Origin of the sequence: Cylindrospermopsis raciborskii Cr2010 (assembly GCF_003367075.2) — a bacterium.
Taxonomy (GTDB): Bacteria; Cyanobacteriota; Cyanobacteriia; order Cyanobacteriales; family Nostocaceae; genus Raphidiopsis; species Raphidiopsis raciborskii.
This window is the reverse complement of the sequence record NZ_CP065936.1, coordinates 2,094,068-2,105,995: the sequence shown is the minus strand read 5'-3', so window position 1 is coordinate 2,105,995 and position 11,928 is coordinate 2,094,068. Positions and strand designations below refer to the sequence as shown.

Genomic DNA, 11,928 nt, shown 5'->3' with positions numbered 1-11,928 from the left:
CGCCAGGTTAACGCATCACAAATTGCCCAAACAGGCATTTAACCTTTTTCCCAGAATTTCTCATTTAATAATCTTTCTAGCTCAGGAGAAAAAGGGAAATCCTCGGGAAAAATAACACTGGGATAACTATCTTTCACGTTATCCAACCCAATTCGGTAACACTTGGGCAAAATTTCTAAAATAAAATTTTTTAAACTTGGCGAATCTTCCAACTCAAACATTAAACGTTGGCGAAAATTCCGAATTTCAATTTCCCAACTACGATTACAATCGGGTATTTGCACATAGCAACGTTTCAGTAAATGTTCTAGCAGACGCACTAAATAACTGCGCACAGAACTGCGTTGACTTTTTCCCAAGGATTCCACCTCCTGGATCAAATTTTTCCAATCTACCTGTTGGAAATTCTGGGATTTTAACTTGGCCACAGTTTCTTCAACCCAGAGAGCAAAATCAGCGTCATAGTGGCCTTCATAATCACTGGTGTGAACATTCGTCATAATCAATAACATTATCCATTTCAGAAACCATGTCAACAATTTAAGTTTACAATCATTTATGGCTAAAGAATTGAACTTTCAAGGCAATAGTAGTGATCAGCTTCCTCCCCAAAACATCGAAGCGGAAGAGGCTATTTTGGGGGGTATTCTTTTGGATCCAGAAGCTATGGGTAGAATCAGGGATCGTCTTCTTCCCCAGGCGTTTTATGTTAATGCCCATAGAGAAATTTATCAAGCAGCAATAATTCTCAATAACCAAAATAAACCAACCGACTTACTTTCCCTAACAGAGTGGCTAACTGGTAATGACAAGCTAAATCGTATTGGCGGTAGAAATAAACTAGCTACATTGATAGACCGCACCGTATCATCAGTAAATATTGATATGTTAGCGGATTTAGTCATGGATAAGTATCTGCGTAGACAATTAATTAAAGCAGGTAATGAAATTGTCAAATTAGGATTTGAGACCCAGACAGAATTACCAATAGTTTTAGATCAAGCAGAGCAGAAGGTTTTTGGAATTACCCAAGAAAAACCCCAGGAGGGACTAGTTCACATTTCGGATACCCTAGTTCATACCTTTCAGGAAATTGAAACCCGTCATGAAGGAGTTGCTTTACCGGGTATTCCTAGTGGTTTTTATGATTTGGACGCCATGACCAGCGGTTTTCAGCGTTCTGATTTAATTATCGTCGCGGGTAGACCTTCTATGGGGAAGTGTGTAAGTTATGACTCGGAAATAGTCTTAGCAGATGGAGAAATTGTCACCATTGAAGAGTTATACAACCGAAAGGGGGGTATGGTATTAACCCTGAACCCAAATTGGAAATTTAGTTTTACTCAACCCTGTGGATTTGTCAACGATGGCATAAAACCAGTTTTTCGGGTTACAACTGCATTAGGTCGTTCTATTGATACCACCATTACTCATCCTTACTTAACCCCAACCGGATGGCAAAAGTTAGCAGATCTCAAACCAGGTGCTAAAATAGCAGTTCCCGCTCAAATCAATGTCTTTGGTAAGGAAAAAATTGATGATGGTCAGCTCAAAATTATAGCCCATTGTTTGGGAAATGGCAATATGGAGAAAACCATACCTCCCATAGTTTTTAAATTAGGGCGATCGCAAATAGCTTTGTTTTTAAATCAGTTATTCATCAGTAATATAGAGCATGAAGGTCACACCTTAGCTATCAAAGAAAAATTACAGACGACCTATAGAACAAACCAGGAGAAACTAGCAAGACAGATTCAACATTTATTATTAAGATTTGGCATAATTGCCAGATTAGGAAAAGGCTATAACAAAGAGCAAACTACCCAAACCACTTGGCAAGTGGAAATTACAGAACCCCTTTCCATCGAGAGATTCGAGATTGGTGTTGTAGCGCAAACATTAGAACCAATAGAAACCCAGACAGACTGTGAAATCTACTGGGATGAAATCATAGCCATTGAGAACTTGGGGGAAAAACGGGTCTATGACCTAACCATACCACATACTCATAACTTTATAGCCAATGACATTTGTGTGCATAACACTGCATTTTGTTTAAATCTAGCCCATAACATTGCCGTAGGCTATAAATTACCGGTAGCAGTGTTCAGTTTAGAAATGTCTAAAGAGCAGCTAGTACAAAGATTATTAGCTAGTGAGGCCCAAATTGAAACCGGTTATTTAAGAAGCGGGAGGATCAGTCAAACCCAATGGGAACCCCTAAGTCGCGCTATTAGTTTGCTATCAGAAATGCCCGTTTTTATTGATGACACCCCCAATATTACCATCACCCAAATGCGGAGTCAAGCTAGAAAACTACAAGCACAACAGAATTCCAAACTAGGTCTAATCGTTATAGACTACCTGCAACTAATGGAAGGTGCGGGAGACAATCGTGTACAGGAATTATCCAAAATTACCCGTTCTCTCAAGGGTTTAGCCAGGGAATTATCAGTTCCCATAATTGCCCTATCTCAGTTGAGCAGAAGTGTGGAAGCTAGAACTAATAAACGTCCTATGTTGTCAGACCTGCGAGAATCTGGTTCCATTGAACAAGATGCGGATTTAGTTATTATGCTTTACCGTGAAGAATATTATGCACCCGATACCCCCGATCGCGGTATAGCAGAAGTTATTATTGCCAAACATCGCAATGGTCCCACGGGAACAGTTAAACTTCTATTTGACCCCCAATTTACAAAATTTAAAAATCTAGCCAAACCTAAGACCTATTAAAATTATTAGTTGAAAGCAGAAAATCTGGATTTACCGAAACCGTATAATCCCCATGAAAACCACACCTATCAGTAAGGCTATTAATTGACTCCCATAGCTGCAATTATTAAACCCACCCGGAATATTTAATCCACCAATTCCATAAAAAAATTGTTGGATAAACCACCAGAATAAATAAAACATTGCGGGAATTTCCAGGGGAATAAAAACAATTACCAACGGTAAAACAGAATAGATTTTAATTTGGGGAAATTGCATAATATAAGCACCTACAATACAGGCGATCGCCCCAGTGCTACCTATAACTGGTGCTGTTAACTGCGGTTGGGCAAAAATCTCTATTATTCCTACCAGCACGCCAGCAGTTAAATATAACAGCAAGAATTGATACGACCCTATGGTTCTTTCTAATGTTCTTCCGAATACCCACAAAAATAACATATTACCCAGCAGCTGGGCAAAACTACCATGTATAAATAGGGAAACGGGTAGGGTGAATAATTGCCACCCTACAACCACCCAAGCAGCTAAACTGTCATCAATAGCACTGGAGATTGTTCGGGAGAATTCTCGAGGAATAGTAGTCCAACTATTGATAAAGTTACCTAGTTGACCATTGACATCCCACATAAGTTGCGCACAAAATATGACTAGGCTAATACCAATTATCACATAAGTAATATTCGGCTTTTTTAAGCTATAAAAGTTATCAGTAATAGGAATCATAATTGTGCTTAGAAACTGTCTGCTGATTTTTAATCATTTTTACACACTTTGATCTGGTTTCGATACTGTTATCTCGCTTTTTATTATAGTTGCAAATTTAATCGAAAACTCAGTTTAATTGTATCCAATATTAATATACATATACAGCAAAAAATACAAGGTAGTAGTATAAAATTTTAGTTAGATATTCTCTAGATTATACATATACCACACGGAGATAAATTTGAGTGAGGTGTTCATATATACAACTGCAGCGGTAGCCAAAAATAGTTGATAAAAGGGGACTAATGAAGGAAAATCCGTCAATTAGTTGAGAATTAATTTTCAGAGTGGTTGTGGTATTTATTGACTCTAGCTATATCTTGAGCTATATCTTGGGAAAAGACAAAACATTTAGACGTAGAATTACAAGTAAAGAAATGTTAAATATTTGTTTATATATCTAGACTTTACTATCTGAAGGTGATAGATTACTTTCAGCTTTGAAAACTTCTCAGAGCAAAATTTCCCCGCGCGGGGCTTTTTAAGAAAAATAAAAATAACAGTCTGAAATAGGAGTGCTGAGTGAGTCAAAAATCAAATGTGCTTTGCTTCGATGGAAAAGACAATCATGTAGTTTTACCAACAGACAATACTGATTACTCCCAGGGATTTACGGTAGAAGCATGGGTCTGGTACGGTAGTTTTGAACAGTATTGGTCAAGAATTGTTGAGTTTGGCAACGGACCAGGACAGAAAAATATTGTCTTAGGTCATGCAGGAAAATCTAATTCCCTGGGATTCCATCTTGTTGGTACTAGTACGGGGGCATATGTTTTTGAAGTTCCTAACTCCTTAGAGATAGGTAAGTGGACACACGTAGCTGCTACCATCAATAAATCCGGGGAGGCTAAACTCTACAAGAATGGTAAATTGCTTCAAACAAAACCATTCCGTCTTCCAGACAATGTGGTTCGCAAGCTAAACTACATAGGAAAGAGTAGCTGGTCAAACGATGGTTACTTTGAAGGTAAAATGGCTGAGGTCAGGTTGTGGAACATTGCCCGCACCCCAGAGGAAATTGAACAAAACATGAACCGCCGCCTAAGTGGAAGTGAAGCGGGATTGGTAGCTTATTACCCTTTAAATGGGGATGCCAATGATAAAACCAAAAATGCTAAGCATGGTGCCATTCTTGGCGCTACTTGGCAAAAGGAAGAACTCCCTATTCAGGAGCCTAATGTGAATCAAAATCAAACAACAACTACAACAACATTTATTACACCCGATAGATTGTTACCAAAATATGATGTGGTAATAGTTGGAGCTGGTGTGGCTGGAGCCATTGTTGCTAAACGATTAAGTCAGCAGGGCAAAACCGTCTTAATTCTGGAAGCGGGAGAGGCTAAGGACTTAACCCTTTCAGGATTTCAACATTATTTGGATACCTTCTATGGATCCACAGAAAAGCATCCCAACTCTCCCTATCCAGAAAACCACTATGTCCAAAGTCCCATGGACGATAATGGGTATTTTGTAGAAAAGGGTCCCATGACTCTTGGAGGTTCTTACACTAGGGTTCTAGGGGGAACAACCATGCACTGGGAAGCGAAGACACCGAGAATGTTACCCAATGATTTCAAGACCAAAAGCCTCTATGGACAGGGTCTGGATTGGCCGATTTCTTATGACGACCTGATGCCTTATTATCAACAAGCAGAGTATGAAATAGGGGTTTCTGGAGATGTAGAAGAGCAGAAAAGCCTAGGTCTCAAATTTGAAGATGGATACGTCTTTCCCATGGAAAAGATGCCACCATCATTCCTAGACCAGAAAGTTATAGAAAAGGTGGATGGCACAAAGGTTCAGGTGTGTGGTGAAACCGTAGAGTTAAAATTCTCTACCTTCCCCCAGGGACGTAATGGCATACCCAATCCTAAGTATGATCATGGTAATTTATTTGTGCCTCAAGGGGTTAGCAGTGTTACTCCTGTTCAGTATGGAGAACGTTGTCAAGGGAACGCTAATTGTGTGCCAATTTGTCCAGCTCAAGCTAAATATGATGCTCGTCGCACCCTAGCAAGAGCTCTAGAAACAGGTCGGGTTCACATATTACCAAAAGCAGTAGCTTTCCATATCAACTACAATCGCGAAAATGGGCGTATAGAAAGCATTGAGTACAAGTACTATGGAAATGAAAAAACCGGTTCCATTGACTCTCCTCTAAAAGTTGAGGGGACATTGTTTGTGCTAGCAGCAAATGCTGTGGAAAATGCCCGGCTCATGCTGTCTTGTAATTTACCTAATACAAGTGATATGATTGGGCGCCATTTGATGGATCACCCCTTCGTTTTAGCTTGGGCTTTGATGCCAGAAGTAACTGGAACTATGCGTGGACCTTTGGTAACTTCAGGTATTGGTAGTTTACGAGATGGAAAATTCCGTGCCAAACAATCTGGATTTGCCGTGGATATTCACAATGATGGTTGGGGATGGGCAACCGGATCCCCTGATACGGAATTATTTGATGCTGTTGATCACAAAAATAAATATGGTGCGGAATTGCGCGAAACTCTGATTAATAGAATCTCGCGTCAACTGTTACTAGCATTTATGTGTGAAATGCCTCCCAATATCAGTAACCGTGTAACCATAGATCCGAAGTACAAGGATAAGCTGGGTAATTATCGCCCGGTAATTAATTATAACCTGCCAGATTATTCTTTAAGAACTTTGGCCTATACCAGAAAAGTTTCCCGTCTGATGTTCCAGCGTTTGGGTGCTGAGGACTATACCCACTATGACCCCAAGGATCCCGGATATTTTGAATTTGAAGGATCGGGTTACGTTTACAAGGGTGGAAACCACTTCTCCGGTACCCATATTATGGGAACTACCCCCCAAAACTCAGTGGTGGATCAAAATCTAAAGTCTTGGGATCATCCTAATCTCTATTTAGTCGGCTCAGGTAGTATGCCCACAATTGGTACATCTAATACCACTGTGACAATTGCTGCCCTGACTTTTAAAGCTGCTGAACAGATGCTCAAAGAGTTATAAGTCTTTGTCAGGAAATTTTTTGGGGGTATTGTTAGTCCTCCTTTCTGAATTCAGAACAGATTATTACTGAGAAAATACTGGGAGAAATATGTCCACACAAACTGGTTATACACTGATTAAGACAGTAGAAAATCTACACTTCTACCTCAAGCAAGCACTTAGGCTAGAACACGCAACAATTCCTCCTTATTTGACGGCTTTGTACTCTATCAAACCCGGCAAGAATATGGATGCTTTTCATATTATTCGACAGGTAGCTGTAGAAGAAATGCTGCACCTGAGTTTAGTGTCCAATGTGTTGAATGCGGTGGGAGGGAGTCTTAAAGGTACTCTAACACACCCAGATTTTATCCCTAACTACCCAACTCCTATTCCCACTGGAGCAAGTGACTTCCAAGTAGATTTAATAAAGTTCTCTCCTCAGGCGATCGCTACCTTCATGAAGATCGAGCGTGCAGAAGAGGTAGAAGAGGATAAACCCCTAGTGGTAGCTCGAGAAACACAAGAGAAACAGAACTTCCTCACTATTCATGAGGGCAATCCTGCCAATACTTTTTATAGCATTGGACTCTTCTATGCAGAAATTATTCGTGGTCTCAATGCCTTGTATAAGGAAAAAGGAGATGCCTTATTCTGTGGAGATCCTAAGTTACAGATTACCCCTGAATACTATTACAACGGTGGTGGGGATATCATTGAAGTGACAGATTTACGTTCAGCTATCCGCGCCATCAGAATTATTCAGGAACAAGGGGAAGGTTCGAGAATTGGGGCTATCTATGATGCGGAAAGAGAAATGGCCCACTTCTATCGTTTTGAGCAGCTCACACAGACTAAGTTTTATACCATTAACCATGACGATCCTTTAGAATCTGACTCACCCCACAAACCATCTGGGGAGTCTTTAAAAGTCAATTGGGACGAGGTTTATCCAATTAAAACCAATGCCACACTAGCAGACTATCCGGAAGGAGAACTGCGTCAAGCAGCAGTAGCATTCCAAAAAGAGTACAGCAAATTTTTGGCAGAGATTGAAGCCTCTTTTACAGGAGAGCGGGAGAAATTGATCCCAGCAGTAGGGGCTATGTTCCGCCTCAAAGAACTTGCTGCCCAATTGATCCGTAATCCGATCCCCGGAAATGCTGAAGGACTTCATGGTGCTCCTGTGTTCCGAGTCATACCTAATATTCAAGATCCACAAAAACGCTATCCTTGGTAAAAGACTATGGGTGATAACTGTCTGACACTGTTTAATAACCGCACCAAGTGTTAGAGCAGACAGGTAATCCAGGGTAAGTAAATTTGACCGATTGAAAAAATGTGACGATGTTCTTGTAGAGGTAAACAACAGATGGGCAATCAAAAACCCGAGTTGGTAGGGTATTTTCTGGATTTATCAGTGGTTTTAACTGGGTTTTCTCGATTTCATCTTCAAGGAACCGGACAAACCAGTCTTTACTTTGACACGGTAAATAGTGTGGTAGGAGAGAGAATTTTTGAGGAGTTATTAACTACCTTTCACAACCTTAATTCTCAAGCTCAGGGAAAAGAATCAATCCTTACCCAAGGATTGCGGTTGAATATATTAGGGTCAGAAAAATTGGGACCAATTGCCCGGAATATCATTAAGCTCTGGTACTTGTCCACATGGTATCAATTACCTCAAGAGTGGCGAGATGTTTATGGCACAATGCCCAATGATAAAACCTTTATCCCCGCATCTGCTGCTTATCCTGAGGGATTACTCTGGCCAGCTGTTGGTGTGAACCCCAAAGGAGCTAAAGGTCAAGGATATGGTACTTGGAGTGAACCTCCCTTGGTAACTCTGGATCAGAAATAACCATAGTGTTGATCTTTCCCTAACCGCACTTCATCCAATAAGTATTCTCCCCAAACAAAAATGAACATTGTATCTTGCTTGCGTAAAGGTTCCGCAATTGCTCTGGCCGTAATTCTTAGTCTGACAGTATTCAGCTTGCCAGCTCGGGCTTTTGTTTGCAAAGACTATAATAAGCTCCTGGAAACAAATTCCTGTGTTGGTTGTGATTTATCAAACCTAGACTTGGCAGGAAAGGACTTATATGGCAGCGCACTAAGTAATGCCAATCTCTCTAACACTAACCTTTCTAAGGCTCTGATGAATGATGCCAAGCTAGATGGAGCAAACTTGACGGGTGCTAATTTATCCGATGGCAATTTGACTGGTATAGTTTTATCAGGGGCCAACCTAACAAGTGCTAACCTCTTCCATGCGGAATTGTATAACGCCTTGCTAGATAAAGCCAACTTGTTCCGGGCAAATTTAAGTAGTTCTGATTTGAATTCAGCAATTGTCTCCGATGCTAATTTAACCGAAGCTGTGGTAAAGTCTGCAAACTTAGAAAAGGTTAACCTCTCCCGTTCTAACCTATCAGGCACAGATTTTTCTGAAAGTAAGATGCGAAGAGCAAAATTATCAAAGGCGATTCTTCAGGGAGCTAAATTCATTAAAACCGACTTATTTGAGTCCACAATGCCTGACAGTACTATTTACAATGGCGATCTGTCTAAATTCGGTGCCTTGAAATAAAACAACCAAAAAACCACCAAAACTAATACCGCAGAGTTTTTATATGTTCTAAGAGCATGATTAGAATACATTTTTACAAGCGGTATGAAAGGTAACTTAATCAACACCAATTATTGACTTAGGGTACAAGAACCATGTTGTCAAAAATTAGCAGGATCTTTCGTTTATCAGTAGTTTTAGCTACTTTACTGTTGGTTGGCATTACTAGCCTGCCACTAACCGTAATGGCTGCTACCAGTGATTCCAATTCGGTATTAGTGTCCCTGGTTTCCTCTACAACCAAACCATTGTTGGATCCCACATTTGATAGTGCAAAAGTGAAGTTAGGTATTACACCAACAGGGTGGAGCAACAGTGATGATTTGACTATTGATCTCAATCCCCCTATTCCATACCAACAAATCCTTAGCGAAATTGCACTGTCGGGTTATAAGGGGACACAAAATGCACCTAAATTTCCTAAAGCGATTGAGGATTTACAAAGGGAGTTAAAAATTAGGGGACTGACAATTTCTGAGCCTTGGGTAGGAACCGAATTTACCATAGGTAAAGCTAAAGAGACTTTTGATGAATTAGAGAAACAAATAGCCTTCATGAAAGCTATAGGAGGTAACACCATAGTCGTGGCTGAATTAGGTGGTGCTGTTCATCAGAAAAAAGTTCTGGACGAGAACGGTGTGGATAAAGGTGTGGATCCATTAGTCAACAGACCTCGTTTTAATGATCAACAATGGTGTGATTTATTGAGGGGTTTAAATCAAATGGGTAAGAGGGCCAAAGAGAATGGAATGCAATTAATGTATCATCCTCATATTGGTACTGGGGTAGAAAACTTTCAGGATATTGACCGTCTAATGCAGGGTACTAACCCTGAATATGTAAATCTGCTGCTAGATACTGGTCACTTGTACTATGCAGGAGTTAACCCTCTCAAAGTAGCAGAAAAATATGCCACTCGAATTAAGCACGTACACTTGAAAAATATTCGCCAGTCGGTATTAGATGATTCTAAGAAGACTGGTCGGAGCTTTTTAAACTCCATTCGTGCAGGAATATTTACTGTTCCTGGAGATCCCAAGGGTACCATTGATTTTCAGCCTATTTTACAAGAGCTTGCTAAGGTTAACTACCAAGGATGGTTAATGGTGGAAGCTGAGCAAGATCCTAACAAGGCTGAACCATTGCAATACGCACTTATGGCTCGTCAATACCTGCAAAAACTAATAGGTTTTTAGTTTTTCCTTTTAGGTTATTCAACAAGTTTTTGAGTGGGGAGTAGAAACTAATCTAGTTCTACTCTCACATAACCAGGAATCAGGAATAGAATTATGCAAGTTCAGAATTTGAGTGATGTAGAAGAAATTAAGAAAGTGTTTGAGAGCGATTATGCAGATGCCATGAGATTACGTAATCCTGATGTTTATACTCAAATGTATACCCAGGATGCCGTTTGGATGCCACCAAATGATACGAACCGTTGCGGAGCTGCTAATATTAAGCTGGGATTTATGAATCAGATCGCTGATAAATATATAGATCCAAAATTTACGGCCGAAGAAATCAGGGTTATTGGCGATTTAGGTTATGTAATAGGCTTTTCCATAGCCCAAATTACTCCCATAGCTGGTGGTCCTACCAAAACTGTTCGTTTTCATGCATTATGGATAATGAAAAGGCAAAATGGGAAATGGAAAATTGATCGCCAAATTTGGAATAACAAACCCTAATTAAGTTAGTTGATAACCCCAGGCTAGGATTTTAAACCCCAAAATACTCCTTCATTAGACTTACCAACCCAACTAAATTTTTGTGAGTAGATAATATATGAGTGGCAAAGAAATTTACTTTAGTTTTTTCATGTTCACAAGCAATGTGAAACCCCATGATGAGCAGTACCGGGAGACTGTCGTTCGACATATTAAAGAGCTAGCAAGTTATGGTTATACGGGATTTGAGTTTCCCATTGCTGCACCAAATGAGACAGAACATGTATCAGCAAAATACGCAGAAGACTTAGTTAACTATACCAACTTGCGCCGTCATTTAGATCAACAGGGATTAAGTCACATTAAAATTAGTACTAATGTTGGAGTTACTCCCACAGCAGATCCCAGTTCATCAAACCCAGAAACACAAAGAAAAGCATTAGAATACTTGAAATCAAGGGTTGATATTACCCAAGCATTGGGTGGTGAAATCATGATGGGTCCAATTATTGTTCCCTACGCTGCTTTTCCTGAAAAACCATCTAGTGGAAAAGAACCTAAAAAAGAGTATTTTTGGAGTGATGAACTACAAGAACAGCTAAAAAACCGTTATGACAACGCCCGACCAATCCTAAATGAGTTAGGTAAGTACGCGGAAACGAAGAAAGTTAAATTAGCCATTGAACCAATTACCCACTGGGAAACGCCAGCACCGAATAAACTATCTCAATTAATTCAGTTTTTGGGAGGAGTACAAAGTAAACAGGTAGGAGTAGTTATTGATAGTGCCCATGAAATTTTAGACGGGGATGGGCCAGAAATATTTAAAACTCAAGTAGAACACCTAGCTCGTGAAGGAAGACTCCATTATATCCAAATATCTCCTCCAGACAGGGGTGCTGTGCACACTAGTTGGATCCCCTGGCAATCATTTTTAGAACCAATTGTACCGGTCTACAAAGGACCTTTTTCCATTGAAGTTTTTAATGCCATTCCTGAATTTCAGGAGTTGCTCCGACTCACTAGACGTAAGTTTTGGATTCCTGGTGAAGACAGTGCAAATGCTTACCCGAGCGCCTATCAAATTGCAAAATCAGCCATTGAAATTACCCAAAAACAATTGAGCAAAATACAATCCAAGTAGTCAAAAAT

At 40.0% G+C, this 11,928-nt stretch carries 10 protein-coding genes; 8 read left to right on the top strand and 2 right to left on the bottom strand.

Translation table 11 applies throughout. The features are described from left to right. Window positions 1-38: 38 nt before the first annotated feature. Complete coding sequence (locus tag C6N34_RS09540) at window positions 39-500, bottom strand: DUF29 domain-containing protein (RefSeq protein ID WP_231922553.1); 462 nt, start codon at window positions 498-500, stop codon at window positions 39-41. 58 nt (window positions 501-558) lie between these two features. Here C6N34_RS09540 and dnaB point away from each other — a divergent pair, with 58 nt between their 5' ends. Continuing rightward, complete coding sequence (gene dnaB, locus C6N34_RS09535; RefSeq protein WP_115539278.1) at window positions 559-2,736, top strand: replicative DNA helicase; 2,178 nt, start codon at window positions 559-561, stop codon at window positions 2,734-2,736. 30 nt (window positions 2,737-2,766) lie between these two features. On the opposite strand, the gene C6N34_RS09530 is transcribed toward dnaB, so the two are convergent. Then, window positions 2,767-3,462: a rhomboid family intramembrane serine protease gene (locus tag C6N34_RS09530; RefSeq protein WP_057178443.1), complete on the bottom strand. Its 696-nt coding sequence runs from the start codon at window positions 3,460-3,462 to the stop codon at window positions 2,767-2,769. A 564-nt stretch (window positions 3,463-4,026) separates the two neighbouring features. Here C6N34_RS09530 and C6N34_RS09525 point away from each other — a divergent pair. From C6N34_RS09525 to C6N34_RS09495, 7 genes are all read left to right on the top strand, one after another. Then, complete coding sequence (locus tag C6N34_RS09525) at window positions 4,027-6,501, top strand: LamG-like jellyroll fold domain-containing protein (RefSeq protein WP_115539279.1); 2,475 nt, start codon at window positions 4,027-4,029, stop codon at window positions 6,499-6,501. An 88-nt stretch (window positions 6,502-6,589) separates the two neighbouring features. Next, on the top strand, window positions 6,590-7,720 hold the full coding sequence (locus tag C6N34_RS09520; RefSeq protein ID WP_115539280.1) for a ferritin-like domain-containing protein: 1,131 nt from the start codon (window positions 6,590-6,592) through the stop codon (window positions 7,718-7,720). Window positions 7,721-7,852: 132 nt separating this feature from the next. After that, the gene (locus C6N34_RS09515) at window positions 7,853-8,341 is read left to right on the top strand and encodes a hypothetical protein (protein ID WP_057178445.1); all 489 of its coding nucleotides are present in this window, start codon (window positions 7,853-7,855) and stop codon (window positions 8,339-8,341) included. 60 nt (window positions 8,342-8,401) lie between these two features. Next, window positions 8,402-9,070, top strand: a complete 669-nt coding sequence (locus C6N34_RS09510; RefSeq protein WP_057178446.1) for a pentapeptide repeat-containing protein — start codon at window positions 8,402-8,404, stop codon at window positions 9,068-9,070. 134 nt (window positions 9,071-9,204) lie between these two features. After that, a complete protein-coding gene (gene iolE / locus C6N34_RS09505) occupies window positions 9,205-10,305 on the top strand; it encodes a myo-inosose-2 dehydratase (protein WP_115539281.1) in 1,101 nt (366 codons plus the stop codon). 93 nt (window positions 10,306-10,398) lie between these two features. After that, window positions 10,399-10,797: a YybH family protein gene (locus tag C6N34_RS09500; RefSeq protein WP_057178448.1), complete on the top strand. Its 399-nt coding sequence runs from the start codon at window positions 10,399-10,401 to the stop codon at window positions 10,795-10,797. A 97-nt stretch (window positions 10,798-10,894) separates the two neighbouring features. After that, entirely contained in the window at window positions 10,895-11,920 is a 1,026-nt protein-coding gene (locus C6N34_RS09495; RefSeq protein WP_115539282.1) for a sugar phosphate isomerase/epimerase family protein, read from the top strand. The last annotated feature ends 8 nt before the right edge of the window (window positions 11,921-11,928 follow it).